Annotated in this window: 23 protein-coding genes; 12 read left to right on the forward strand and 11 right to left on the reverse strand. The window is 41.0% G+C overall.

What is annotated here, in order from left to right; translation table 11 throughout:
- Positions 1-57: 57 nt before the first annotated feature.
- The 6 genes from N6H06_RS19250 to N6H06_RS19275 all read left to right on the forward strand — a co-directional run bounded on the left by N6H06_RS19250 (position 58) and on the right by N6H06_RS19275 (position 4656).
- Complete coding sequence (locus tag N6H06_RS19250; RefSeq protein WP_213029436.1) at positions 58-909, forward strand: helix-turn-helix domain-containing protein; 852 nt, start codon at positions 58-60, stop codon at positions 907-909.
- A 148-nt stretch (positions 910-1057) separates the two neighbouring features.
- Positions 1058-1828, forward strand: coding sequence for an SDR family NAD(P)-dependent oxidoreductase (locus tag N6H06_RS19255; protein ID WP_263707743.1), 771 nt, complete (start codon positions 1058-1060; stop codon positions 1826-1828).
- Between the two features lie 31 nt (positions 1829-1859).
- Entirely contained in the window at positions 1860-2738 is an 879-nt protein-coding gene (locus tag N6H06_RS19260) for a fumarylacetoacetate hydrolase family protein (protein WP_263707744.1), read from the forward strand.
- Positions 2739-2775: 37 nt separating this feature from the next.
- The gene (locus N6H06_RS19265; protein ID WP_263707745.1) at positions 2776-3480 is read left to right on the forward strand and encodes a Type 1 glutamine amidotransferase-like domain-containing protein; all 705 of its coding nucleotides are present in this window, start codon (positions 2776-2778) and stop codon (positions 3478-3480) included.
- A 207-nt stretch (positions 3481-3687) separates the two neighbouring features.
- Positions 3688-4455 (forward strand): alpha/beta fold hydrolase, encoded by a 768-nt coding sequence (locus tag N6H06_RS19270; RefSeq protein ID WP_263707746.1) that lies wholly within the window; start codon positions 3688-3690, stop codon positions 4453-4455.
- A gap of 27 nt (positions 4456-4482) precedes the next feature.
- The gene (locus tag N6H06_RS19275) at positions 4483-4656 is read left to right on the forward strand and encodes a hypothetical protein (protein WP_263707747.1); all 174 of its coding nucleotides are present in this window, start codon (positions 4483-4485) and stop codon (positions 4654-4656) included.
- A gap of 334 nt (positions 4657-4990) precedes the next feature.
- Here N6H06_RS19275 and N6H06_RS19280 read toward each other — a convergent pair whose 3' ends face one another.
- The 4 genes from N6H06_RS19280 to N6H06_RS19295 all read right to left on the reverse strand — a co-directional run bounded on the left by N6H06_RS19280 (position 4991) and on the right by N6H06_RS19295 (position 11226).
- Positions 4991-6430 carry a 6-phospho-beta-glucosidase gene (locus N6H06_RS19280; protein WP_263707748.1) on the reverse strand — a complete coding sequence of 480 codons (1440 nt, stop codon included), beginning with the start codon at positions 6428-6430 and terminating at the stop codon, positions 4991-4993.
- 11 nt (positions 6431-6441) lie between these two features.
- A complete protein-coding gene (locus N6H06_RS19285) occupies positions 6442-8358 on the reverse strand; it encodes a beta-glucoside-specific PTS transporter subunit IIABC (RefSeq protein WP_263707749.1) in 1917 nt (638 codons plus the stop codon).
- A 121-nt stretch (positions 8359-8479) separates the two neighbouring features.
- A complete protein-coding gene (locus N6H06_RS19290; RefSeq protein ID WP_263707750.1) occupies positions 8480-10255 on the reverse strand; it encodes a sulfatase in 1776 nt (591 codons plus the stop codon).
- A gap of 191 nt (positions 10256-10446) precedes the next feature.
- Entirely contained in the window at positions 10447-11226 is a 780-nt protein-coding gene (locus N6H06_RS19295; protein WP_263707751.1) for a MurR/RpiR family transcriptional regulator, read from the reverse strand.
- A gap of 297 nt (positions 11227-11523) precedes the next feature.
- Between N6H06_RS19295 and N6H06_RS19300 the strand changes: the two genes are divergently transcribed.
- The gene (locus N6H06_RS19300; protein ID WP_263707752.1) at positions 11524-12417 is read left to right on the forward strand and encodes a LysR family transcriptional regulator; all 894 of its coding nucleotides are present in this window, start codon (positions 11524-11526) and stop codon (positions 12415-12417) included.
- A gap of 32 nt (positions 12418-12449) precedes the next feature.
- On the opposite strand, the gene N6H06_RS19305 is transcribed toward N6H06_RS19300, so the two are convergent.
- Positions 12450-13415 (reverse strand): formylglycine-generating enzyme family protein, encoded by a 966-nt coding sequence (locus N6H06_RS19305; protein ID WP_263707753.1) that lies wholly within the window; start codon positions 13413-13415, stop codon positions 12450-12452.
- Between the two features lie 455 nt (positions 13416-13870).
- Here N6H06_RS19305 and N6H06_RS19310 point away from each other — a divergent pair, with 455 nt between their 5' ends.
- Positions 13871-14755 (forward strand): diacylglycerol/lipid kinase family protein, encoded by an 885-nt coding sequence (locus tag N6H06_RS19310; RefSeq protein ID WP_062750160.1) that lies wholly within the window; start codon positions 13871-13873, stop codon positions 14753-14755.
- 23 nt (positions 14756-14778) lie between these two features.
- Here N6H06_RS19310 and N6H06_RS19315 read toward each other — a convergent pair whose 3' ends face one another.
- Complete coding sequence (locus N6H06_RS19315) at positions 14779-15522, reverse strand: endonuclease/exonuclease/phosphatase family protein (RefSeq protein ID WP_263707754.1); 744 nt, start codon at positions 15520-15522, stop codon at positions 14779-14781.
- 233 nt (positions 15523-15755) lie between these two features.
- Here N6H06_RS19315 and N6H06_RS19320 point away from each other — a divergent pair, with 233 nt between their 5' ends.
- The gene (locus N6H06_RS19320; RefSeq protein WP_318527590.1) at positions 15756-17192 is read left to right on the forward strand and encodes an alkaline phosphatase family protein; all 1437 of its coding nucleotides are present in this window, start codon (positions 15756-15758) and stop codon (positions 17190-17192) included.
- 92 nt (positions 17193-17284) lie between these two features.
- Here the strand turns inward: N6H06_RS19320 and N6H06_RS19325 are convergent, their stop codons facing one another.
- Together N6H06_RS19325 and N6H06_RS19330 are read right to left on the reverse strand one after the other, a co-directional pair.
- Positions 17285-18199 (reverse strand): YegS/Rv2252/BmrU family lipid kinase, encoded by a 915-nt coding sequence (locus tag N6H06_RS19325; RefSeq protein WP_263707756.1) that lies wholly within the window; start codon positions 18197-18199, stop codon positions 17285-17287.
- Entirely contained in the window at positions 18168-18791 is a 624-nt protein-coding gene (locus N6H06_RS19330; protein WP_263707757.1) for a lysophospholipid acyltransferase family protein, read from the reverse strand. Before N6H06_RS19330 ends, N6H06_RS19325 begins: the two co-directional genes overlap by 32 nt.
- A gap of 143 nt (positions 18792-18934) precedes the next feature.
- On the opposite strand from N6H06_RS19330, the gene N6H06_RS19335 reads away from it, so the two are divergent.
- The 3 genes from N6H06_RS19335 (at position 18935) to N6H06_RS19345 (ending at position 22859) form a co-directional block, all read left to right on the forward strand.
- Positions 18935-20155 carry a zinc-dependent alcohol dehydrogenase gene (locus N6H06_RS19335; protein ID WP_263707758.1) on the forward strand — a complete coding sequence of 407 codons (1221 nt, stop codon included), beginning with the start codon at positions 18935-18937 and terminating at the stop codon, positions 20153-20155.
- Between the two features lie 24 nt (positions 20156-20179).
- Positions 20180-21271: a class II aldolase/adducin family protein gene (locus N6H06_RS19340; protein WP_213029444.1), complete on the forward strand. Its 1092-nt coding sequence runs from the start codon at positions 20180-20182 to the stop codon at positions 21269-21271.
- Between the two features lie 472 nt (positions 21272-21743).
- Complete coding sequence (locus N6H06_RS19345) at positions 21744-22859, forward strand: MGDG synthase family glycosyltransferase (protein ID WP_062750166.1); 1116 nt, start codon at positions 21744-21746, stop codon at positions 22857-22859.
- A 16-nt stretch (positions 22860-22875) separates the two neighbouring features.
- On the opposite strand, the gene dcd is transcribed toward N6H06_RS19345, so the two are convergent.
- From dcd to N6H06_RS19360, 3 genes are all read right to left on the reverse strand, one after another.
- The gene (dcd, locus tag N6H06_RS19350) at positions 22876-23430 is read right to left on the reverse strand and encodes a dCTP deaminase (protein WP_213029446.1); all 555 of its coding nucleotides are present in this window, start codon (positions 23428-23430) and stop codon (positions 22876-22878) included.
- Between the two features lie 64 nt (positions 23431-23494).
- Entirely contained in the window at positions 23495-25171 is a 1677-nt protein-coding gene (locus tag N6H06_RS19355; protein WP_263707778.1) for a FeoB small GTPase domain-containing protein, read from the reverse strand.
- Between the two features lie 144 nt (positions 25172-25315).
- The gene (locus tag N6H06_RS19360) at positions 25316-26281 is read right to left on the reverse strand and encodes a CobW family GTP-binding protein (RefSeq protein ID WP_263707779.1); all 966 of its coding nucleotides are present in this window, start codon (positions 26279-26281) and stop codon (positions 25316-25318) included.
- Positions 26282-26636 lie beyond the last annotated feature (355 nt).

A 26636-nucleotide genomic window follows, 5' to 3' on the forward strand; every position in this document is an offset into this window, starting at 1 on the left:
AAATTGCGATTGTGGGTGTAAAAGTTGCTTTTTTTAGTCTAAACCAGGAGGTGCTATATGGGGCCGATTCGCAAACGCTTTAACCAATCTCACATTGTTCCTTTCCAGCTTGTCCATAACAAAGCCAAATCTTGTGATGACGAACTGCCACACCATTTGCATGAATGGCATGAAATCATTGTGGTCCATCACGGAACGTGCACGTTCTTTATTGATGATTGTTTTTTTGAACTTACTTCAGGCGATATCGTCATTGTCCCCGGCAACATCATTCATTGTTCGCTTCTTGATCAAGGCAAAACCGTGACAACTTCCGCATTGTACTTTTGTCCAAGCTTGCTTGCATCGATGATCGGCTCCGAGTCTGACTCACTCCACTCTCTATTTACAACAGCTAAAACAACAAAACAGTACCGCTACTATATGGAACCAGAGAAACGGTTGTTTTTAGCCGGCCTCTTTGACGAAATGGGCAAAGAAACAGATATTGCCGATTTGTATTCAGGCGAAACGGTGGCGTTGCTTATCCGCTACGCGATTGTGTTTGTCTCGCGAAACTGCGGCACTGCCCAAGAAAAACTGCCTCCGCTCGTACCCACATGGATAAAAGAGAGCCTAGCTTATATTGACGCCCATTTGCATGAAGAACTAGATTTAAAAATGCTTGCCGCCCATGCTTGTGTCCATCCCTCCTATTTCAGCAAAAAATTCAAAGCCTCTATTGGCCTTACTTACATCGAGTTTTTAAAGTCAAAACGCCTTATTAAAGCAAAAGACTTGCTAAAAACAACCGATCTTAGCATCCAAGCCATTGCTGAAGCCTGCGGCTATTACAGCATGCCCCATTTTTACAGGACTTTTCGCGCTGCCACTGGAACAACGCCAGCCGTATACCGAAAAAACAGCTAGACATCAATTGTCAGAAGCAGCAAAAGCGGCCGTCCGTCATTTACTGTGCTGATTAAAAAAAGCTACTTTTATGCTAAATAACGCAATAATCGATGTCTCTAATTTATGCTACAATGGAAAACAACCAACTTGGCGAAAGGAGCAAACTATGCGCTTAGCGAATAAAGTAGCGTTGATTACTGGAGCAGGATCAGGGATCGGCAAGGAGACGGCAGCATTGTTTGCCAAAGAAGGCGCCTTTGTTACGATCAATGATATCGATGAGACAAAGGGAAAAGCAGCAGGGAAAGCGATTTGCGCAGCAGGCGGCAACGTTTCCTTTATTCAGGCTGACACGACCAATGCTGCTGATGTTGAAACAATGGTAACAGATGTAGTTCGTGAATATGGTCGCATTGACGTATTGTTTAACAATGCCGGCGTGAGCGGTATCGGCCCATTGCATGAAATCGAAGAAGACGCATGGGACCGAGTTGTCAACGTTAACCTTAAAGGCGTTTTTCTGCCAAGCAAATACGTCCTACCCCATATGATTGCGGCAAGAAGCGGCACGATTTTAAACATGTCATCATGCATTGCCGAAATTGGCCTCGCTAACCGAGCAGCATATGCAGCTACAAAAGGGGCTGTTCTTTCACTAACAAAATCGATGCAAGTCGACTACGCCGCCTACAATATCCGCATCAATGCCTTGCTGCCAGGTACGATCTTTACCCCTTTTGTCGAAGCATATTTAGCCGAATCAGATGATCCGGAAAAAACGATTGCCGCCATAAAAAAACGGCAACTTTCCGGTGAACTCGGTTTGCCAGAAGATGTCGCCAAAGCGGCGCTATTTTTAGCGTCAGATGAGTCCCGCTTCGTGATGGGCGCACCCCTATATATCGATGGCGGCGTCGTTTTCGGAAAAAACGCATAAATTAACCAAACTAAAAAAAGGAGTGGTTCGCTTGAAACTATGCACGTTGGAACACAACCACTTAGGCGTCGAACGAAATGGGCAGATTGCAAATATTTATGAGGCTTTGCAAGCTCACCCAGCTGCGGGAGTCCCGGCAACAATGGACGAATTGATCAATCAGCCAGAGTCGCTGCCAGCTTTAGAAGCTTATATACAAACATTAGAACAAACAGGGCCTTTCATACATGCAATGGAGTCCTGTACGTTTGGCCCTGCCATTCCGAACCCAGAGAAAATCATTTGCGTCGGCCTTAACTATAGGCGCCATGCAGACGAAACTGGTTCCCCTTATCCAGAAACGCCGATTCTTTTTAGCAAGTTTAATAACACCCTGACTGGGCATGGCAGCAACATTGTCGTCCCTCCTGTGACGCAAGCATTGGATTACGAAGTGGAGCTTGCCGTTGTCATTGGTAAAACGGCGAAACAAGTCGCTAAAGATGACGCCCTTGATTATGTGTTAGGCTACTGCACGGCTAACGACTTGTCCGCCCGTGATTTGCAAATGAAAACGGCGCAATGGCTTTTAGGGAAAACATGCGATGGATTTTGTCCAATCGGTCCGTATCTTGTCACAAGAGAAGAAATTGCCGATCCGCAAAACTTAGCGCTTGAGACAAGAGTCAACGGCGAAATCAAACAGCAATCGAATACAGCCGATATGATCTTCACATGTGCCGAGATTATCAGTTATGTATCCCGCCACTTTACACTAAAGCCAGGGGATATTGTCCTTACTGGCACGCCTGAAGGAGTCATTCTTGGCCTACCTGAAGCAGAGCGGCGTTATTTGCAACCTGGAGACACCGTTTCCGTTCATATTGAACAATTAGGAACATTAACAAACAAGCTCGTGAAAGCGGAATAAGAGCAAATCGTTCGTTGTTAGAGAAAGGATGAATCGAATGAGGCAAATCATTGCCCTCGGAGGGGGAGGGTTCTCGATGGAACCTGACAACCCTTTATTGGACCGCTACATACTGAAGCAATCCGCCAAACCTAAGCCATCCATTTGCTTTATCCCGACTGCTAGCGGTGATGCCGAACATTATATCGCTAAATTTTACCACTTTTTCCGCAACGAACATTGCCAGCCTTCGGATTTGTCTTTATTTAGACCGCCTACTCGAGATTTAGAAAGCTATTTGCTCGAAAAAGACATCATTTATGTAGGCGGCGGAAACACGAAAAATTTGCTCGTTCTATGGAGGGAATGGGGCTTAGATGCGATAATGAAAAAAGCGTGGCAACAAGGAATCGTACTAGCAGGCATTAGCGCCGGTTCCATTTGTTGGTTTGAAGAAGGCGTGACAGACTCTTACGGAAATGGGCTCGAACCATTAACCAATGGACTAGGGTTTTTAACGGGAAGCAACTGTCCCCATTATGACGGCGAAGCAGACAGAAGGCCGAGCTACCAGCAATTCGTAGCGGCTGGCAACATCAAACCTGGAATAGCCGCCGATGACGGAGTCGCCCTTCATTATAAGGAAAAAGACGTGTGGAAAATTGTCAGCTCAAGACCGCAAGCGAAAGCCTACCAAGTCGATTATGATGGCAAACAGGTAAAGGAAGTCGAGTTAGAGACAACGTTTTTAGGTGCCGATTAAAAAGCGGCATCTACCTAACGCATGGCTTGAGTAGCGACTTTTTCCTTTGGCGCTGCTTTCCGGCGCCTTTCCTGTCCATGCGCTGCTAAGGCCGAGGCAATCGGATACATGCAGCGGTTTTTCAAAATCGGTCAGCACAAAAGGAGAAACGCAATGAAATGAGAACAACGAGTCCTTGAAAAGGACGGTTGCCCGATTCATTATTGGATGACTGCCAACCATTGCGGCCCTTGGTTGATTTTCATGCATGGCGCCGGTACTGATCATCGCATGTTTGCTGAACAGCTCAATGTAATCGATGAAACGTACGGACTACTTTTGTGGGATGCACGAGGACATGGGCTATCGCGGCCCATTGGGACGGATTTTACGATCAAGCTGCTGATCGATGACATGTTGGCGATTATGACGAAAGAAGGCATTGAGAAAGCGACATTTATTGGCCAATCGATGGGCGGAAATGCGGCTCAAGAGTTGGTGTTTCACCATCCAGATAAAGTCGAGAGCTTGGTTTTGATTGATTGTACGTGTAATACGCAAAAGCTGACGTTCATAGAGAAAGGACTAATCACCATCACGCCGCTGCTCTTGTCACTGTATCCGTGGAATATGTTAGTCAATCAAAGTGCACGCGCTAGCTCGATTAAACCCGATGTGCAGACCTATTTACACGAGTGCTTTCATACGGTTGGCCCGAAGGATTTCCCGAAAATCTTTCAAGGCATGCAAGGCTGCTTGCACGAAGAAAAAACATACTATATCCGAAAACGATTTTTACTTGTCTGCGGCGTCAATGACCATACAGGCAATATAAAAAAAACAGCACCACGCTGGGCAAAGCGAGAGCCAAATGGGGAGTTCTATTGGATTGACAATGCCAGCCATTGCGCCCATCAAGATAACCCTGAAGCGTTTAACAAGCTGTTTTTATCGTTTCTTGACCACATTTATTCCTTACATGCTGAAAACGAATGAATACGCGATTCTCATGTTGAAGGTTCTATGAAAAACATTCTTCTTGGCTTCTTAGCGGCGCTAGGGGCAGTGCTCGGATCGGCAATCATCCAGACCTTTTTTGACAGCATGAATGGGTTTTATGTACTCGGCTCTGCGTTCGGGGCATTCTTTCTTATAGCTGTGGTCAGCCCTTTGTATATGAAAGCTTATGAGGAATGAACTGGCTGGTTAGGGCAGGCCTCTTTTTTTTCCCTCTAAACCAGCACACGAACTGTGAGCCAAACTACGGTAAAAACGGGGCATTAATGAACCCCCTACTTATTCTTCGCAAAAAAGTAGGGGGTTCTTTACAGTCACACCGTTTACTAAACAGATTGGCTACTGCTTTCGCTGCCATTGATTCCAACACTTTTTCAAGTGGGTGGGAACTCGCTGTCTACTACTTCTCGCTCAAACTAAGCGATCCGTAGAGATACTTGGTTGATTCTATTTGGGCCAAATCTCGAATTTCTCTATGCAGGAGTATTCCACTTCATAAGGATCCACCGTCAAATTAAAGATCGTCTCCATTCGAGGCAATCACATGTTTATACCAATAGAATGATTTTTTTCTGCGACGTTCTAAACTTCCACTTCCATCATCATGTTTATCAACGTAGATGAAGCCATATCTTTTTGCGTATTCACCTGATGAAGCACTCACTAAGTCAATACATCCCCACGAAGTGTAACCCATTAATTCTACTCCATCGTCTATTGCTTCACCCATTGCCCGAATGTGTTCTCTTAAATAATTAATCCGGTAGTCATCATGAATACTGCCATCCTCTTCCACGTTATCGTAAGCGCCTAACCCGTTTTCCACTACGAATAAAGGCATTTGATAGCGATCATATAATTCGTTTAAAGCAATACGGAGTCCGATTGGGTCAATTTCCCATCCCCAGTCACTTGCCTGTAAAAATGGATTTTTGATGCCGCCAATTAAATTTCCTTGACCGATGTCCTCAGGGGATTTGGTTTTCTTGTCCGTGCGCGACATATAGTAACTAAATGAAATGAAATCGACCGTACCTTCTTTAATTAACTCTAGGTCCCCATCTTCCATATCAATCGTAATAGCGTTTTCCCGGAAGTAACGATGGACAAAGCTTGGGTATTTCCCACGAACTTGGACATCGCCACAAAAATGATTAAAAAGACGCGCCTCTTGTTGGGCATACATCACATTTTCAGGATGACAATCATAAGCGTAAACGGGGGCATAGATAACCATACAGCCGATTTGCGATTCTGGAATGATTTCATGGCCGAGCTTTACTGCGATTGCACTCGCAACAAATTGATGATGAAGCCCTTGAAAACTTTCTTGTAGACGGGTTTCATCACTGGTTGGGGAAAAACCTAGACCGAAAAGCGGCATATGAGTGGCTCCATTTATTTCATTAAATGTTAACCAATATTTCACTTTGTTTTTATAGCGATTGAAAAGGACCGTGACATAACGCTCAAAAAATGTAATAAGCTTTCGATTCCTCCATCCACCGTATTCTTTTATGAGATGTAACGGCGTTTCGTAGTGGGCAATTGTTACTAACGGTTCAATTCCGTGTTTATGCAGTTCATCAAATACGCGATCATAAAAAGCCAATCCTTCTTCGTTCGGTTCCTTTTCATCCCCATTTGGGAAAATTCGACTCCATGCGATGCTCAATCGAAATACTTTAAAGCCCATTTCCGCAAACAAGGCAATATCTTCTTTATAGCGGTGATAAAAATCAATTGCTTCATGATTAGGGTAGGTATATTGATCTGTATCTATTTCAAAATCGAATCCAGATTGGGATAACAACGTTAAGCGCGTTTTTCCACCAGGTAAAACATCGGCAAGGTTAAGACCCTTTCCGCCCTCAAGATATGCACCTTCTACTTGGTTCGCAGCTGTTGCGCCGCCCCACAGGAAATTTTCAGGGAATTTGTTTTTATTTGGCATACGATTACCTCCTAATTGGTCACTGCTCTTATTAGTTGAGCACCAGGATTTGTTTTTTCTGTTTTCGTTAGAATAATCTCTTTATAGTTGTCGCTATTTGTAATAACGATAGGAGTTACTATTGAAAAACCGGCTTGCTTGATTTGATCCAATTTAAAGTCTATTAGTAATTGACCTTTTTCTACTCGATCTCCCTGTTTAATAAAGGGCTTAAAAAACTTCCCGTCTAATTGAACGGTATCTAATCCAATATGCATCAAGATTTCAACCCCACTATCGGTCGTTATTCCAACCGCGTGATAGGTAGGAAATAGTGTAGATACGGTCCCTGAGACCGGTGAAACCAATTTTCCTTCTATAGGATCAATTGCAAGCCCCTTTCCAAGTGCTCCGGTAGAAAAAGCCTCGTCTTTAACTTCTGCTAATGGCATTACCGTTCCCATAAGTGGGCTAGCGATATCTTCGTCTTTAATCACTGTATGATTATTGTTATTTTTTTCGTTATGGGTTTCTGCATTCTTGTTCTTTCTATTAAACCCAAATAAATAAGCGAGTATAAAACCTAATACCAAGTTTACTGCCATTGCAATAATGCCGCCCCAGAATCCTATGTCAAGACCTCCAGGGCCAATCTTAGATGGGATACCAAAAACACCTAGACCACCCATCATATATACTTTCGTACCCATTACCCCCATAATAGCTCCACCAACTGCAGAGGTGATAAGGGTGATAATAAACGGCCTTTTTAAAGGTAGCGTAATCCCGTAAATGGCTGGCTCTGATACACCAAAGATACTGGATATAGCAGCAGGTATACTTAACGTTTTAATTTTTTGTTGTTTCGTTCTAGCCATCACCCCAAGTACAACACCAGTAGTTGCTAAGGATGTAGCCGATATTAAAGCTAATATAAAATCATAACCAAAAATAGCTAAGTTGTTCATAGCAATTGGAATGAACCCCCAGTGAAGTCCAAACATTACAAATAGTTGCCAAAATCCTCCGAGTATCAAACCTGCCAATAATGGACTAAGATCATAAGCCCAAACTGTAGCCTGTCCCAATAGTGAACTAATCCATGTAGCAATTGTTCCTATCACCATAAAAGTGAGCGGGACGGTAACTAACAATGTGAAAAATGGGACAAGAAAGGACTTTACGACATCAGGAATGACTTTTGTGAACCATTTTTCCAACTTTGTTCCTAAATAAGCTGCCAATATAATCGGAACAACTGAAGATGCATAACTCATTAAAATAACCGGTATTCCAAGGAATGTGATATAGATAGGAGATTCAAATACTGTTCCTTGAAATAACGTATAAAGGGGATCTCCTCCAGTAAGACCAGAAAGCGATGGGTAAACTAATGCAGCCCCTATCGCCATCCCAACAAAATGGTTTCCTCCAAATTTTTTCATAGCCGTGAAGCCTAAAAATATCGGGAAGAAATGGAATAAGGCATCACCACAAGCTTGTAATAGATAATAGGTTCCAGATGTATCCGCATACAATTCCATTGCAACAAACAAGGCATTAAAACCTTTTATCATCCCTGAAGCAGCTAATACGCCTAATATTGGGGCAAATATCCCAGATACAATATCGATAAACTTGTTAAAAAGTCCTTGTTCCTCTTGTCCCTCTCCATTTTCTTGCTTTTCTAAAAATTGATTATCAAAACCGCCAACTGCAAGTACTGTTTTATAGACATCAGGGACATGATTCCCGATGACTACTTGGTACTGACCACCACTTTTCATAACGGTAACAATACCATCCATCTCTTTTAATACGTCCGTATTTGCCTTATTTTCGTCTTTCAATTTAAAGCGTAAACGTGTAACACAGTGGACAACACTGGCAACGTTTTCTTTTCCGCCAACATTTTTTATAATATCGCTTGCCAATTGTTCATACTTCATCTCTCGACCCTCTCTTTGCCTTCATAGATTTCAAGATGACCCACTGCATTTGCTGTATGATGCAGTGGACCATCTCGTTTTACAATCCCGCCAAGTACTTAAATGGTCATATACGAAACATCTAGTCTCCCCTAAGAGCTAGCTCTAATTGATAAAAGATAAAAGCTTGGTCTTGCTTATCTGTGTGTTCTAATATCCAATTCTTTAAATCTTGATCTGACACTGCATTACATTCACTTGTTTTTTTAAGACTGGCTCTTAACAACTCCACTTTTTTATCTTTAATAGAAGCTACCATTGCTAAATAGCCTTCCTTAACAGCGTGATTAGAAAATTTGATATCCTCACAAACAATTTCTTGATTTCTATTAAACGCCTTATGTTCTGCCAATACATCTTCTACACAATTGATACGATCGAGACCATAGTAACGATAAAGGGATTCTGGGGCCTCGTTTTCCTTCATTAATTGCTTTAATTTTGCTATCATTTCAAATTCTTTTACTGGATCATGAAGGGGTTTTTTTTGGTTAGGATCATCTCGATAATTAAATAATTTATTCCCAAAGCGCTGATAACTTTTTGACATAAATTCAGTCGTTCTCATCTTCAACGTACTAATCCCTTTTGTAAAGGCAAAAGACTGATCCAATTCAGCACCCTGTAGTTCATCTTCCGTAAAGCGCCTATTCATTCTCATTGGCATTAATGTATATTCATGCAGTTCCGCTTCTCTACCGGGCATTGGCCCTCTCATATAGATATAGTCACCATCAACGACATTAATATTACTACCAAAATAACCAAACAAAGCAGCATCGCGAATCACTTCATCTGATTCAATTACCGAACTTAATGGTTTTCCCATCATGAATTCTGGGATATCTACATGAAAGAATTCTAGTATAGTTGCAGGTATATCGATATTCTGTGCTAATTGATTTCTAGATTCATTTTGGACACCTAACTTTGGATCCCATATAAAGAATGGTATATGGGCAATTTCATTATAAACGGGCATGATGTTCTTGCCCCACCATTCATGTTCCCCTAAGAGTAGACCGTGATCCGTATTAACAATTAACATTGTATCTTCCCACATGTTATTCTCATCCATAAAATCTAATACTTTCCCTAAATATGCATCACACATGGTTAATAAAGCTTTATAATATCCTCTCATCACATCTGCTTTTTCTGATGAAAAATGATCATGTGAATATTGGAGCCATCCGTTGAAATCGTCTTTTGAGAGCCCATATAATTTTAGATACTTTTCAGGGACAAAAAAGGGCTCATGTGGATCAAAGCATTCAATTTGTAAGAACCATTGATCAGCATCCTTGTTCTCTTTCAAAAACCCCATACCTGCCTCGACAGTTCGAAATAAAGAGTGGTCTTTCTCCTGTTTCATATAGGTTCTGTTCACAAAATCTTGGGAAATACTCGCCTGCTTTCGTTTCTTTGCAAAATCAGGAAGATGTTCTAACCCTTTGATATCGATTTCCTTGTCGACTTTCGCTTTCCAGTTGTCTCCTTCTTGCCCGCGAATCAGTTCGTATGAAGAATAACGAGTATGATAAGTGGAACCACCGTCTCTCCAATAATGTTTATGATCCGTTACAAGATGGGTATAGATTCCATTTTGTTTTAATATCTCAGGCATGGAATCATCAAAAGGTTCAATTGGCCCCCACCCGCGATGCAAAAAATTGTAACGACCTGTATGCAACTCTCTTCTTGCAGGCATACAAGGTAAGCTTCCAGCAAAAAAATTATCAAATTGAACGGTTTTTCTTTGTAACCGGTCAAAATTAGGTGTGATTACATCTGAATGTTCATAGGCGTTTAAGTAATTTCGTTTTAAGGTGTCAAACATAATTTGAATCGCTTTCATACCAAAATGCCTCCTTCCCCTGCATTCATCATTGTGATGTTATGATGGAAGTATAGTACATGAGTCATTATAAGAGAAGAATTTTTAGACATGTTGGGAAACGGTTTCATGATATGGGAATCAATCATTTTTCGCCGCTTTTATTAAAAGAAAAATAGGCTATCATCGAATATGCAATAGCCTAAATCATATCATTTATTCTGTAACGTTTTATTCTTATACTCAAAATAATTATAGGCAACGATTTCAATAACACTGTAAAATGCACTCGAAGAAGAAAACCAACTGCTAAGCAATAATGAATTTTGATGGATATATACTGGAATACAGAAGGTTGCGTGATTCATTAACCAATTATGATGAGATCCAGTAATGGCAAGGATGTTCACGTTCTTAATCAAGGGAATACTAAGCGCTTCCTTAAGAATGGTATTGTTTCCAGAACCGGAAAATACAACGATCAAATCATCTTCTGAAATTCTCTCCATCAACAATTGATAAATATTTGTGCCTATATCCATAGGAAATGTTTGCGTATTTTTGCCAACCCCTAAAAACATCCTTTGCATTTCTTTCGCTAAACTTTGTTGCATAAGCCCAGTTCCTGTTATATAAACATTTGGACTTCTATCAATCACTTCGCAAATAGGAGAAAGATTTATTTCGTTCAACTGATTAACTGTTTGCTCTACATTGCTAATGACTATTTTTCCAAAGTCTTTTTGTGTAAAAGATTTTTCCGCTAAATGATTCTCCCACTTCATAAAGTTTTTCATTTCCGTATAGCCAGAGAACCCTAGCTTCTGCGCAAATCGCAAAACAGAGGATTTAGAACTCAAACTCTTTTTAGCGAGTTCATTAATTCCTAAATCATAGATATCGTTTTTATTCTCTAGTATAAACTTTGCCAAGACCTTTTCACCCTCACTAAAGGTCTGGTGGTGATCGTTCATTAATTCTTCTAGCTTCACTGAAATCACCTACTCATTTATTGGATTTTCGTTTTTCCTCTCCTATTCATGCTTATTGTTGTAGTATCATCCAAAGTTCTCATTTTATTTTATTTAATCATAGTATAAACAAATGAAATAATAAACCACTTACGATTTAGACAAATCCTAAAGACGCTGAGTTTCCCCTTGTCCGACAGGCTACAAATCTAAATTCCCTTGTAATAAACATCCACAGGTGACACACCTCTATCGCAGAGATATAATGTTACGAAAAGAGCAAACAATGTCCGTGATAGACAAAAGGAGCCGGTCATTATGAACATCCAATTATTGAAAACGTTTTGTTTTGTCGTAGAGACTGGTAGCATCAATCAGGCGGCTAAATCTTTATATTTATCTCAACCTGCGATAACGAAACAAATCCATCAAATAGAAGCAGAATATGGAGCGCTCCTCTTTAATAGAAAAGACGGGAGGTTGATACTCACTGATAGTGGCCATGTGCTGTATCCGTTCGCTAAGTCGATCGTTCAAGATTACAACCAATCAAAGGAAGCAGTCATTGCAAAATTAAAAGGGTACGAGAGTACATTAAAAATAGGGGCTAGCCTCACAATCGGGGAGTACTTGTTACCAGGTTTACTGGGAAGATTTAAACATAAAAATCCGGATTTTCGTTTATCGTTATATGTAGAAAATACGCCAAACGTTTTAGAGCTTCTTTTGGACGATAGGATCGACCTTGCCTTAGTGGAAGGGCTTGTAGATGACGCAAAACTATCCATCGAAAAAGTAATAGAAGATGAGCTCGTTCTCATACACGCACCAGACCATCCATGGAGCTTGAAAAATGAAGTCCAAATAGACGAAATAGCACAAGAGAGAATGATATGGCGAGAGCCCTCATCGGGCACGAGAGCGATTATCACAAACTTCTTAAAGGAGTGGGGGATTTTAGGAAAAATAGAAAGCTATATGGAGCTTGGCAGTACACAATCGATAAAAAGTGCGGTAGAAGCTGGTCTTGGGATAAGTATTGTCTCAAGGCTAACCGTAGCCCGTGAAATTGAACAAGGGTTTTTACATGAAAAGAAAATACGTGATACGGTGTTAAAGCGTAATTTATGGATGGTTTGGAAGCCAAAGAGATTTACCAAAAAAAGCGTTCAAGCATTTATGGAATATATACGAACGAAGGAAAAAAGGTGAGGTTCACAATAACTGAACTTCACCTCCAAAAACTATGCATCCATTGCACAACGAAACCCTAAATTACCTGTAGCACTATCGATCGTATTCGAACTACGTGCTGCGACTCGATATCGATTACAGTAGGATTTATGGCAAAGATACGAGCCTCCACGCATGACTTTACCCTGCCCTGTTTTTGGCCCAACTGGATTTACCACCTCAGCTAAATCGGGTGTCCTCGTAAACCAGTCTGCACACCATTCCCAGACATTACCAGAAACATTATAGAGTCCATACCCATTGGGAGGAAAAGATTTGGCAGGCGCTGTCCCAACATAGCCATCTTCCTCTGTATTCTCGTTCGGAAAATCCCCTTGCCAAATATTACAATAGTGCTCTCCATTCGGTGTAAGCTCATCTCCCCAAGGAAAAAGCTTCTGCTCAAGCCCTCCTCTTGCCGCATACTCCCATTCTGCCTCTGTCGGCAAACGTTTTCCAGCCCACTTACAAAAAGCTACAGCATCATTCCAGCTTACCTGAATGACAGGGTGATCCATACGATCATCAATGTGTGAGCCAGGCCCCTCTGGTTGATACCAATATGCTTCTTCTACTGCATACCACCACGGAGTTTGCGGTAATGGTTTTGCCCGATCTGCTATACTCTTTGAAAGAAATGTATAAAAAACAAACGACCATCCGAACTTTTCCGACTCTGTCACATAGCCTGTCTCTTTAACAAAGGCACTAAACTCTTCGTTGGTTACCGCATAAGCATCGATATAGTATGGGGCAACCGTTATTTTTCTAATCGGCCCTTCGCCATCTGCTGGAAACCCTTCATTGTCTTCGGTTCCCATTAAAAATTCTCCTCCAGTAAGAGGGATCATTTTTTCTTTATATTTAATTTGTTGACCTTCTTCTATTTTTTTCGGTTGGTTTTCTGTTTTCATTATCCTTTTCATGTCTGCCCGACTTCCAGCACAGCAAGAACGTTGCGTATTTTCTTTATCCATTTATATCGAACCCCTATATTTACATATTGACATTAGTATACATGAATGTTGTTTGATCATTCCATCCTACGAATTCATCCAATTGGTTATACCCTATTACAAATAGTGAAATCATAGCATTAAACTTCCAAGATGATGTATGTATAGAAATTTGTCTCGGGGCAACTGTATGGATATACATTCCTTGTTCCCCTCCCTGTCATAAAATGATCCATGATTCTTACAATTTGCATGTATCTTCCTCCATTAATGAACGGTAGCGCCTCTTTCAACCCGCTAACTAGTCTATTGATGTTTCACTTTGTGATAAAAAGTTGCTTTGTTGGGAGGGCTAAACTTATGAAATCTGCTTATTCTGTACATAATAAGAACGCTACTCTCGACTTTCAGGAGTTCATTCAATGACATAAAGGATCATTTAAAAGATGGTCTGTTCATCAGAAAGGGGCATAAGGATGTATGCATTTATCATTAATAGAACTTCTGGAAACGGGAAGGGAGATCGTACATGGAAACGTATCGAGAACATATTACAACAACAAAATCTCCCTTATATTGCTCGTTTTACAGAGGTTTCTCAACACGTATCCGAGATCGTCAAAGACCTTTTAAATGAGGATGTTCAAACCGTTATTGTCGTGGGCGGGGATGGAACCATTCATGAGGTCGCTAATGAGCTTGTACATACGGATCTCTCTTTAGGAATTATTCCTGCTGGCTCTGGAAACGATTTCGCTCGTTGTATCGGTATACCAATGAATTATTCAAAGGCGTTAGAGAGAATTGTTTTAAATAATGGGATAAAAGTAGATTTACTCAACCTTGGCAATCGATATTGCCTAACGGTAACCGGCATTGGTTTCGACGGGCAAATTGCGCGAAACGTGAATAAAGCCAAGTACAAACGTTTTCTGAACCACTTTCGACTAGGCGGGCTCGTCTATACGGTGAGCATGCTGGCAACCTTAAGGGATTATCGTCCGACGAAAATAGACATTACAGTTGACGGCAAAGAAATGACATTTTCAGAGGTTTGGCTTGTTGCTGTAGCCAATGCACCAAACTATGGGGGCGGAATTAAAATTTGTCCAGACGCCTCTTACAATGATGGAATGCTAAACCTTTGTATTGTTCACGATATAAAAAGATGGGAGTTGTTACGATTGCTACCAAAAGCTTACAAAGGAAAGCATACGACAGATAAAAACGTCACATTGTTAACAGGAAAGGAAGTGTATATTTCCTCTGAAAAACCTGTTCTTGTCCAAAGTGACGGCGAACAATTTACGGAAAGCCCGATCAACATAAGTGTGGTCAAAGACGCTCTTCGTGTTATGTGAACATCTATTCAGTCAAGTTTCTATCACTGGGACGAATGTGCATTGAATAGGAGTGTAGCTAGTATCGGTAAATGATCGGAGCATTCCGGCAAAGATGTGAAAACGTTCATATCGATGATCTGAATAGGAGAGGTTACAAATATATAATCTAACCTAAGTCTCGGTCTGGTCGAAGGATACGTATATCCGTTCCCAACCCCTGCTTTTCTCCAAGCGTCAACAAATCTTTGATTGAATTTTTTCCACCGATTCGTACCGGGACGCATATTAAAATCGCCAAGAAGTACTGTAGGGTGGTCCTCTCTTTCCGTTCTATCTAAAATAAAAGCGGTCTGTTTTTGGTGTAAGAAAGGATTGAGGCTTAGATGGGTTACATACATGTTTAATCGCTGCTTGTTTAAAAGAACAGTGGCTTCTAATAGCGAACGATTCTCCGCATGGTAGCCAGTGACAGGAAAAAGGTGACTTTTACTTTTTTCAATCGGATAACGAGATAGAAGTGCATTTCCATATTGGCGGTCTTCTGCAAACGGGTTTGATTTCAACGTTAAAGCCGGGCTAAAAGCGTAGTCAAATGATAAATACTTTGCTAACTCTGCAACTTGATCTTTATAATCACTTCTTTTTGAAAAATGTTTGTCCACTTCGTTAAGACCAATGATATCCGCTCCGCTTTTTTCGATGACACTCGCCGTTCGCCCAAGGTTCACTTCTTTGTCAATCCCTTTACCGTGATGAATATTAAACGTCATTACTTTTATCTCCAAGTCTACAATCCCCTTTCTCTAATAAGTATATTGAACGAATTTTAGGTAATAATACATCCATGTATCTCTGTCAAATCCTTTGGAAAGGAACGGATCACTTTATGGGACTCCTATTACTGGTCATATTCGCCTTATTCATCATAGGTGTATATAGATACTTCCGACAAAAACGAGACCAAGAAAAAAACAGCACTTCCTCCTTACAGAATCATACTTCGGGAGGCGTCATTGTATTGGTCATTGACTCATTGATGGATAAACCATTGCAAGATGCCATTAAAAACAATAAAGCACCAGCTTTAAACTATTTAATCGAAAAAGGCCAGTACTTTCCTAACGTTGTTAGTTCATTCCCGACAATGTCCGTAACGATCGATACTTCATTGTTAACAGGCACGTATCCGGATCAACATAAAATCCCAGGTCTTGTTTGGTATGATAAAAAAAACAATAACCTCATTAGCTACGGTAGTGCATGGCAAGAGATCCTTATGCTTGGTGTAAAAAATGTGTTAAACAACGCCCTTTATCATTTGAACAACAGCCATATCAGCCCGGATGTCCGCACTATTCACGAGGAATTGGCACAAAACGGAGAACAGTCAGCGTCTGTCAATGCTCTTGTTTACAGGGGCAGCACCTCTAAACAACTTCGGCCACCACGGCTTGCCACCTTTTTTAAGTTATTGCCTCACGAAATCCATATAAAAGGGACATCGCTTTTTTCTTTCGGATCGCTTTCACAACTGAACCCTAAAAACCGGTATGGCCATTTATGGCAAGCATATGGCTTAAACGACAAATTCAGTACGTCCGAAATGATCCATTTGATAAAGAACGGAAAGCTACCAAAATTTACGATCGCATACTTCCCGGTTAATGATAAAGACGTGCATAAAAAGGGACCAAAGACAACTGTGGGAATTGAAAAGGTAGACCATGAAGTACAAAAACTTCTAAATACATACGGCTCGTGGGATGAGGCATTAAAGGAAAATGTGTGGATTGTGATGGGAGATAGCGGCCAGGCACGGATTGGCAATGATAAACATGCATTAATTGATTTGCCACTCCTTTTAAAGAATTACCGGATACCAACATTATCGAAATCGGTACAACATGATGATCAAATTGTACTTGGATTAAATGAACGAATGGCCTATGTCTATTTACTGGACAACCATCTTGATTCGACGTCGATCGCTACTCTCCTCAAAAAAGATCAACGAATCGGCTTTGTCGCATGGCGAAAAGGAGAAGACATCCATGTCGCTTCGTCAGAATACGAAACAGTCTTCTCCTTCCGAAATGGTGGACAATATATTGATCAATACGGACAATCATGGTCGTTAGAAGGCGAAACCCCAATTTTAGACATAACGATCAACGAAGAAAAACGCATTTTTTATGGGAATTATCCTGACCCATTAGCGAGATTATTAGCTGTATTTCGTTCCCATGAAGGTCGTTTCCTCGTCGTTGATGCAAAGCCTGGATTTGAGTTTGTTCGTAGTGGGAGTCCTAACTACAAAGGCGGTGCAGCACATGGCTCCTTACATGCGGACGATTCTCTGGTCCCAATGATTGTAACCGGAACGAACACCCGTCCAGAACATTTACGGATTGTTGACCTAAAAAAATGGATCATGCAATTAATGAAGACTAGATAGTACAGGGCTGCCCACCGACCAAAGTGATTTTGGTTTGTTTTGCGATACGTGATCACCATATAGTCAAAGCCGCATTTCTTCGTTATTTGACGTTATCCACTTTGTATAGCGTGGGAATTAGCTGTGAAAACTTGAAGATGATTCGATAAAACTCGGAACTTCCTTTCCGTTATTTTGTGCTGTTCTCCATCCACGTTTATGGGCATTGTGTCCGGCAAATAAATTTCAGAATCAACTACTTCTTGATGGTTGATTAGTGAACGGGGATTTCCGAGCCTCAATACAGTTAACAATAAAATGAAGAAAAAATGCAATCGATTACAGCTATGACAAGTAATTAAATGAAAAGCTCCATCGCTCTTACTATCTTGGGAAATAAAACGTTCAAAAGGTCCGACAGAATTCCCATTCATCAAAAGAAAAAAAGATACGTCCGAAATTTGTCGATCAGGCAAAACGTGAATGGAAATGGATTCAGAAGGTCTGCTTTGCAAAAACTTCTTTATAAAATAAGGATAATATGCAAATTCGCCAAACGTTGATTTAAGGGAAGTTGGCGTTTCGTACGTAATATCTGTTAACCAACCAGCTGCTGCGATGTTTGCAAAGTAGCGCTCCCCAAGTTTTCCGATATTTACAAAAGATGTCTCTCCTTTCTCAATGTACGAGAGAATCGTGAATAGGTTCTTCGGTAAACCAATTACTTGTGCGAATTCGTTGCTTGTCCCAAATGGAAAAATTCCAACTACTGGTCGATATTGCTCTGCGGACAGGAACTGGAAGACGGTATTAATCGTCCCATCTCCCCCTGCGACAAACAGTGCTTCCCACCGATTCGTACAAGCATGCTTAATAAGCGATTCTAATTTTGCTACATCTTTTGAGTCATGAATGCGAATGTCATAGCCAATGCTCGTTAGTTTTTCGATTACCATTGGGAATTTTTTATGGTTCCGCTTTCTACCTGAGGAAGGATTATAAATCATGAGGGCACGTTTGCTCGTCATATTCGCTGTTCCTCCAATCATATAATTCACTAAACTCATTAATTCGTTCCATGACAACCTGGGAGATAAAATCGTAATCAGCGTCCAAAAAATTGGCGGTATAAATCGGATTACCAATAATGACTTTGATCGGTGTTCGTCCGAGCCCTGTGCCCAGTCTGACAATTGCAACCGGAAGGATAGGGGCATCGGTTTTGCAGCCGAAAAATGCCACACCTTTTTTGGGGCGGATCCTCTCTCCTTCTCTACATCTTTTTCCTTCAGGGAAGATACCGAATACTTCTCCTCGCTGCAGGACATCCAAAGCATGGCGTACCGGACGAATCACCGTCCCGTTATGACGATCGACGGGGATAGCGTGAAGCTTACGGAAAAACCAGTTCGAGAAATGGTTGCTAAACAGTTCTTTCTTCGCAATAAAATGAATGTCTCGCTTGAACATACAAGAAAGGATAATCGGATCAAAGTTGCTTATATGGTTGGCAGCAACTATAACAGCACCGGAAGGAATTCGGTCTTTTCCGATCAATTCTACTTTAAAAATAAAAAACAAAACGACTTTTGCAACAGATTTCAATAAACGATAAATCATCCTATTCCCTCAATCATCAGATTTTCTCCTATTATCTCCCTGGATCCATTAAAAAATTCTCCTAAAAAAAACGTATAGCCACTCTTTTCCTGGTTACAGTATAAGTAGCGCTTTTCCAAATTACGACAGTTAGGTGGTGTATTGTGGAATCATTACAATTTGATTTTAAACCCTCTCGCTATCTTTTCACTAAAACACTTGGGAGGTTTTCGAAATCTTTGTACTGGTCTTCAAAGGCGTCCTGTCTTCGTTTGACGCATTTGCCAGATCCAGACTTACCTAATGACGATTGGGTGAAAATGAAAGTAAAATACGGTGGGATTTGTGGAAGCGATCTAAATATTTTATGTCTTAATGAGAGCCCGGCGACTTCCCCTTATGCTTCTTTCCCTTTTACGATCGGACACGAATCCGTTGGGGTTATTGCAGAGGTCGGTAACAACGTCACCGATTTATCAGTAGAGGACCGAGTGATTGTCGACCCGATTTTATCATGTGAAACTAGAGGGATTCATGATCGATGTCCTGCCTGTGTGAGAGGAGATTATAGCATATGTGAAAATATGACGGATGGCCATATTTCTCCTGGCTTGCTAACAGGTACATGCCGGGATACAGGCGGAAGCTGGAGTTCATATCTTGTCGCTCACCAGAACCAAGTATTTCGCTTGCCTGATCAAATTGATGACCTCAATGGAGTGATGATAGAGCCTTTTAGCTGTGCTCTGCATGGAGTGCTACGTACCCCTCCAAAAGAAAATGATACGGTGCTTGTGATTGGCGGAGGCGTCATTGGGATTTGTGTGGTGGCGGCACTTCGAGCTTTGAATCTCCCATGCAAAGTGGTCGTGTTAGTGAAACATGATTTTCAGGCCGAATGTGCAGCCCGATTCGGTGCAGACCATGTAATCCGCTTATCTAGAAATTATGTTAAAGAATTAAGTGAAGCGGTAGGTGCGAAAAGACTGAAGCCACTATTTGGTCCGGATGTCATTGAGGGAGGGGCAAATGTTGTTTATGAATGCGTTGGAAAAACACAAAGTGTAAACGATTCCTTGCGCTTTGCAGCAAGTGGTAGCAAAGTTGTCCTGCTCGGTTTGGCAGGAATTATGAATGGCATCGATTGGACGACTGTTTGGCTAAATGAATTAGAGGTAAAAGGAAGCTTTGCGTATAGTACAGACGAGTATCAAGGCGTGAGAATGAGAACATTCGATATCGCCATTGAATTATTGCGTTCAGGGAAAGTAGATCTATCTTCGCTTGTCACCCATCGTTTCCCTATAAAAGAATACCGACAAGCACTAAACGTTGCTTCAAGTAAGGCGGTAGGAACAAGTATGAAAGTTGTATTTGAACCTTAATAAGCATTTAGGAGGGATCAGCAAATGAAAACCTTTACGGTTAACGGAAAAACCAATCGTCCATTCTTGACATGGTTGACAGAGGGGATGATCCATACATTTCAAAAGGCTGGATATGAGTATAAGGAAGAGCCGATAGACCAAATCAATCTAGTTTTTAATGTGATTGACCCTGATCGGCCTCGACATTTTCGTCGCCATTCTCAATCGACTTTCGTTGTGAGCATCCTCGAAACAGAAGAAAAACCAGAAAATGTTTTTAAAACGGCCTATCCTTATTTGATTCGGTCTCTAGCGAATCATTTGATGTATATTTACCACCAAGATGATGATATACACCTCTATTTTCTCACGCCCGAACAAGGATTTTATAGCATGACTCATCGTACGGATGAAGCAGAAGAAGTATTATTTGAACGTATATTTGACAGGTTGGAACCTTTGGCTTCCTCACAGTTAGTGATTGATAATCATTTCAATGAAGACCTCATTGACGATTTATTAGATGGAAATGATAGAACCAGGAAAATGTATGTATCGGGAAAAAGACTGGACAAAATGAATTTATTGCCAGCGCCATTTCCAATTGACAATTACTTATCTCCTCGAGATATGCGCCATTTAAAGAAATTGTATGGCATTGGTGGATTAAGTTACGGGAACCTTAGTAGTCGTGAAAATAACGATCATTTCTGGATGAGTGCCAGCGGAATTGATAAATCCAATATGAAAGAGATTGGAAGGGACATTCTCTATATCACTGGATACGATTCTACAAAGAACGCCATGAAAATTAGCATACCGCCAAATATTACCCCGAAAAGAGCGTCCGTGGATGCGATTGAACATTGGATGATCTATCGGGAACATCCAGATGTTGGGGCCATTGTACATATACATGCCTGGATGGACGGAATAGAAGCTACGCAAATAAACTATCCCTGCGGAACAATCCAGCTTGCCGAAACGGTTGCAGAGTTGGTACGTCAAGCCGATGACCCAAGCAGAGCAGTGATTGGCCTTAAAAATCATGGTCTGACCATAACCGGGCATGATTTGGATGAAATCTTTGAACGTATTGAGGATAAAGTCATTCCTCAAGTGCCCATGACTTGAAATGAAGCCTCCTTTGTTCAAATGAACGTTTCAGGTTTTCGCTTCCAGTTAGGGTAATAGTCGGCACATGCATGGAAGTTTAACAAACGGCGCATCAATGTTGAGGGAATGACAAAGAAAGAAGAAGAACAGGAAAGAATTTACCTTTGTTGCACCGACAAATAAATGGATCTATACCGTTGGGTACATGAAGACATTGGGGCAGGTAAGGACATGGAGACTATGCTAAAGCAAATAGTAAGTCAAATAGTAGAAATTCTTATTGCATGTTTTGAGTTCGAATATGAAGAGATCCTTGAACGGACTTCCACTAGCGAAAAAGAAAACGAATAAATCTAGGCGGCCGTATATCTGTTTATATAACTAGCGAATGGAAGTCTGCCTTTTGCTTGCATGCAAAGTTCGTATGTACCCAGAAAGTTCTACAGCATATTCTGTTATAGAGTGTTGCATGTGAAGGAGAGAACATAGGATGAGAAATCAGCCATTGATTTTTTCTGCATCAATTGGATATGGCCACCATCAGGCGGCTAAAGCCCTACAACATGAATTTAATCATCATGGCTTTCATCCTGAAATTGTTGATACGTTTCACGCGATCAGCCCAAGGCTTCATAAGTTGATGCTGAGCAGTTATATTCATTTGCTAAAACGATACCCAGTAGTATGGAGAAAAATTTATTTATATGCAGAAGAACATCCGTTGTATTTATGGTTAGATCGCTTTGGCTCCCTTTTTGTAGAACAACTCTATTCAATCATTGATAAACAGAAGTGTTCATTCATGATTTCAACGCATCCATTTGTGACAGCGTTTTTAACAAGAGTCAAACAGGTAAAACAATTAGAGGTCCCCTTGTATACGGTTATAACGGACTTTGTCTTGCATCCTGCCTATGTAAGGCAAGAAATAAATGGCTATTTTACAGCATCCCCTAAAATTGAAGAATTTGCCAACTTGTCCAACATTCCTTCCCACCTTTTTTATTCAACAGGCATCCCCATTTCAAATCATGACGATTTACAAATAACGAAGTTACAAGCTCGTCATGATTTGGGACTTGATTTGGATAAGAAGATCCTGTTAATTTCAGGAGGCGGCATTGGTTTATCAAATTATACTCGCATAATACGGGAATTAGAACAATTACAACAATCGATTCAGATTGTATGTATGGTAGGGCACAATCGTAAAGCGAAGCAAAGCATTTTACGGCAGAACAGTAAACACTCCATAAAAATCGTTGAATTTACAGATCAATTTTTACTGTATCTAAAGGCAAGTGACGGGATACTTTCCAAAGCAGGCGGATTAACTATGGCAGAAGCTCTTGCTTGTGAAACACCGATTATGATTTACAATCCTATTCCAGGGCACGAGGAGCAAAATGCCGAATATTTATCCAATTCAGGGGCTGCCGTAAAAGTAGAACGTTGTATTCAATTACCTCAAGTAATAGAGAGTGTGTTGTATCAAACATCTCATTATAAAGCGCTCCAGCATCATGCACGTAAATTAAAAAAACCAAACGCCGCCAACCATATTGTTGAGAAGATTATACGATTTGAACAACAAAAAAATGGCTAACGACAAGAGGTTTTGCTCATTCCATATTCCCCTCTCTGTCTAGATCCATATAGACTTTGCTAGGGGTAGCCCCTTCTTGATATAAATATTTTCCGCGATAGCCTTCTGTAGCTTGGTCGACGTTTGCGATCACTAACTGGCAAACACGGATGCCGACCTGCAATTGAACAGGAACACGGTTTGCATTAAACAACTCCAATGTAATTTGGCCAGAGAAGCCTGGATCAATCCAGCCAGCATTTTGAATAAACACACCTAGTCTTCCGATCGAGCTTCTCCCTTCAACAAAAGCTGTTAAATCATCAGGCAAACGAATTTGTTCTAACGTTGTTCCTAGCATAAACGTTTTAGGTGGAATCGAAATCACTCCGCCTTCTGGCACCTGTGTTTCATGATAGTTCGCCGGCTTGTCAACTGATAATAAAGGGGTAGACATGTCATCCACTACTAAAAAATGATCCCCCAAGCGTAGATCAATCGATGCTGGTTGTATGCTTAAGTCTGTAAAAGGGGTAATCACCATGCGTTCTTCCTGTATGAATTGCTTGATCGTTTGTCCTGATAAAATCACTATTCCCACCACCCATTATAATTGCTCTGAATGTGGAGCGATTCGCTCACTATCATACTTCCTTTTAGTTAATGAAAGATAGTCCCACCGCAACAACAGCTGCACTAATAACACTTGTCAGCATTTGTTTCCATCCAATCGACAAGGCCGTTTTCCAACTTGTCTCTTTGCTGATTGTCCATAACGTCACAAGACAAGCAGATAAAGTGGAAGCCAAATAGACAAGAATAAACACCTGAGCGATTGACATCTCCATTAATAAGCTCCCTTGCCCCTCATTCAACACAAGCAAGCCATCCTTTCTAATAAAAGAAAAGATTAAGCCAAGCGCTGCTTCTACAGGTAAGGAAAATAGAGATAACAAAGGCAGAGCGAGCCAGCTAAAAATCGATAACATCCCTATTGTTTCAAATACAGATGCAACAAGACAGATCGCCAAGAAAATCGGCATAGCTTGGAGCAAAAACTGTTTCATGACACTAGATACCTTCCACCAAAACCCTTTCCAGTTCATCCCTTGCAAATAAGGAAGCGGCGCAATAGGTATTAGCTCATTTGTGGTACTTTTGTGCCAAATTCTCGTGTGAATGGCTCCTACAATAAGTAATAAAAGCAAATACGGAATAAATAAAAACGGAACATGTGCGGCATTAAAAATCGACAACGTCGCCCCTATTTGATAACTGCATGCTGAAGCAAATGAAATCATCGACATGCATGACGCCCGCGTACAGCTACTACAACTTCTGCTTTGCATCACGGCTACCACATTGCAACCAAATCCCGTTATGACAGGAAGCAAATCTCTTCCAGTTAAACCGATTTTACGCAGCCACGGATCTAACGCATTGGTTAAATGCTCCTGTATCCCAATCTCTTCTGTAATCGTAGTCGTGATACTGATCATGATGACAACAGGAAAAGCCCAGAGAAATGAGTACCAGCCTAAAGTGATTAATCCATAATTACCTGTTAAGACATTTGCTAAAAAGGGCGGTACCTGCTCAAGTAACAAAGAGATGAGTGGTACAAGCAAATATTGTTCTGTCAATGGCTCGAGCCAACTGACAAACATATAGGCAGTAAATACTGGCAAAGCAAATATGGCCAAAATAAATAGGCATGCGAGCATTGGCCCTATGATCGGCAAACGGAATATCGGCAATAAACGGTTAACAGGATTAGGCGAAGCAGGCAAGAAATAAATAATACTTGTCGTCACTCCCCAGACACGGGCATTCTCGATACATGTCATCACTTGCTCTTGTTCCCCTTGCTCCATCTTTCGGGCATTCATCCAGACAACGGGAACTTGTAACAGTTCTTGCACTCTTTTTTGTTCGGCTTTTGAGGGCAAGTACTTGTCTCGGTGCGTTGCGGCAATCGCTATTCTTTTCCCTTTCAATTCCAATTTTTGCTGTAGCTGTATTAACTCCTCCTTCAAGTTCGTTGCCCTTACAACTAAGAGAATCGTTTCCTCTCCTTCTAAATGATCTAGCGTAAGCTGTGTGCTGTGGCTGTCCATATCAAATTGAAGTCCTGGCAAATCTGTTAATCGAACATCGCTGTTGATTGTACAGGTTGCGCTTAAAGCAGCTACGGTTGAGCCTTTTATGTTGCTTGCTAATGCTCGTTTCTCACCCGTCAACTGGCGAAATAAACCTGATTTGCCAACAGATTCACAACCCACTAACAATACATCTGTCGGTTGAGCGGGGGAAGGCCGCACACTTTCTAACATTGACACTCTCCCCTCCTATTAAAAGATCGTTCAGATTGAGCTATAGGGCCCTGTCGTCGTACCTATCGAAAACGATTGGAATCACGGAATGCTCTGCATGGTGACCATAAACCATAATTATTACGATTTAAAACACAAAAAAAATTAAGCACGACAATAGTGAAAGCCTTTCGCTAGTTCCTGATCGTCGAGATGTTTGCCAATAAAGACGATCTCACTTTGCCTTTTTTCCTCTTTCGCCCACGGCGCTCCCTCTGTGCCTGCAAACAGCATATGTACGCCTTGAAAAACAACTCTTTTCTCAAGTTGCTTTATATAAAGGACACCTTTATAACGATACAGCGTTTCTCCTTTAAATTGGACTAAATAGGCGAACCAGTTGTTCACTTTTTCTAAATCAAGGGGATGGTCTTCCTGAAACACAAAAGAAGTCACTTGTTCATTATGATGGTGGTGATGCGTTTCGGTTAATAAAGTCGGATCTATTTTTAATACATTTTTTAAATCAAAGGATTTTTTCCCAACGACATCTCGAATATCTACATGGGCAAATGTTGTATAAATTTGTTTCGCCTGTGGGTTCATATGGGTCAGCTGTTGTTCTAGTTTATTTTTTTCCTCATCCGTAATCAAATCAATCTTATTTATCAAGAGAACATCAGCAAAAGCGATTTGTTGCCCAGGTTCTTCTTCCGCTAAATGTTGCCAAATATGCTTGGCGTCAACCATCGTAATCACACTATCGATTTCAAATGAATGGGCCGTTTCCTTATCCATTAAAAACGTTTGAATGACAGGTGCCGGATTAGCCATACCCGTTGTCTCAATGACAATACGGTCAAGCGGTTCTTCTCGTTCATTCAAATTCCTTAATAGATTGATTAAATCAGCCCGTACATTGCAACAAATACAACCACTATTCACTTCTATTATTTCTTCCTTAGTTGGCACGACCAAGTGGCTATCAATCGATGTATCGCCAAATTCATTAATGATGACAGCCACATTTCGTTCAGCTATCCCTTTTAGTAAGTGATTGAGAAATGTGGTTTTTCCTGCACCTAAAAAGCCAGTTAAAATCGTAACGGGAACCGTTTGTTCTTTTGGCAATTCTCTTTTTCCTCCATCGTCTAAATTTCCGACTTTGATCGTAACATGTACAGCGACAACCATGAGACTATTCCATACCTGCTAAAACAGAAACAACAAATCGTAACAATTACGATTTAAAAGGATTATATGATATCCACGTAGGATTGTAAATAGCAAAGATTGTCCCCTCCCCTCATACGTCCGTTTCTTCGCGTAAAAGAAAATCAATGGTGAGTTTGACAAACATGAACGCTTCCCTCTTAACAGCGAAACTGGCTGATTATGGGACTTAAAACAACTATGATTCCCAACGTTACTCACCACAAATCCACCTTGACAGAAGCAAAGTGAGAGATTCAATCAGCCAACAGCT

This window comes from Shouchella tritolerans, from assembly GCF_025770735.1.
Classification (GTDB): domain Bacteria; phylum Bacillota; class Bacilli; order Bacillales; family Bacillaceae_D; genus Shouchella; species Shouchella tritolerans.

Coding starts and splice junctions, on each gene's coding strand:
- N6H06_RS19250 (WP_213029436.1), top strand. CDS start 58: ATGGGGCCGATTCGCAAACGCTTTAACCAATCTCACATTGTTCCTTTC.
- N6H06_RS19255 (WP_263707743.1), top strand. CDS start 1,058: ATGCGCTTAGCGAATAAAGTAGCGTTGATTACTGGAGCAGGATCAGGG.
- N6H06_RS19265 (WP_263707745.1), top strand. CDS start 2,776: ATGAGGCAAATCATTGCCCTCGGAGGGGGAGGGTTCTCGATGGAACCT.
- N6H06_RS19270 (WP_263707746.1), top strand. CDS start 3,688: ATGACTGCCAACCATTGCGGCCCTTGGTTGATTTTCATGCATGGCGCC.
- N6H06_RS19275 (WP_263707747.1), top strand. CDS start 4,483: ATGAAAAACATTCTTCTTGGCTTCTTAGCGGCGCTAGGGGCAGTGCTC.
- N6H06_RS19280 (WP_263707748.1), bottom strand. CDS start 6,430: ATGCCAAATAAAAACAAATTCCCTGAAAATTTCCTGTGGGGCGGCGCA.
- N6H06_RS19285 (WP_263707749.1), bottom strand. CDS start 8,358: ATGAAGTATGAACAATTGGCAAGCGATATTATAAAAAATGTTGGCGGA.
- N6H06_RS19290 (WP_263707750.1), bottom strand. CDS start 10,255: ATGAAAGCGATTCAAATTATGTTTGACACCTTAAAACGAAATTACTTA.
- N6H06_RS19300 (WP_263707752.1), top strand. CDS start 11,524: ATGAACATCCAATTATTGAAAACGTTTTGTTTTGTCGTAGAGACTGGT.
- N6H06_RS19305 (WP_263707753.1), bottom strand. CDS start 13,415: ATGGATAAAGAAAATACGCAACGTTCTTGCTGTGCTGGAAGTCGGGCA.
- N6H06_RS19310 (WP_062750160.1), top strand. CDS start 13,871: ATGTATGCATTTATCATTAATAGAACTTCTGGAAACGGGAAGGGAGAT.
- N6H06_RS19325 (WP_263707756.1), bottom strand. CDS start 18,199: ATGACGAGCAAACGTGCCCTCATGATTTATAATCCTTCCTCAGGTAGA.
- N6H06_RS19330 (WP_263707757.1), bottom strand. CDS start 18,791: ATGATTTATCGTTTATTGAAATCTGTTGCAAAAGTCGTTTTGTTTTTT.
- N6H06_RS19340 (WP_213029444.1), top strand. CDS start 20,180: ATGAAAACCTTTACGGTTAACGGAAAAACCAATCGTCCATTCTTGACA.
- N6H06_RS19345 (WP_062750166.1), top strand. CDS start 21,744: ATGAGAAATCAGCCATTGATTTTTTCTGCATCAATTGGATATGGCCAC.
- N6H06_RS19355 (WP_263707778.1), bottom strand. CDS start 25,171: ATGTTAGAAAGTGTGCGGCCTTCCCCCGCTCAACCGACAGATGTATTG.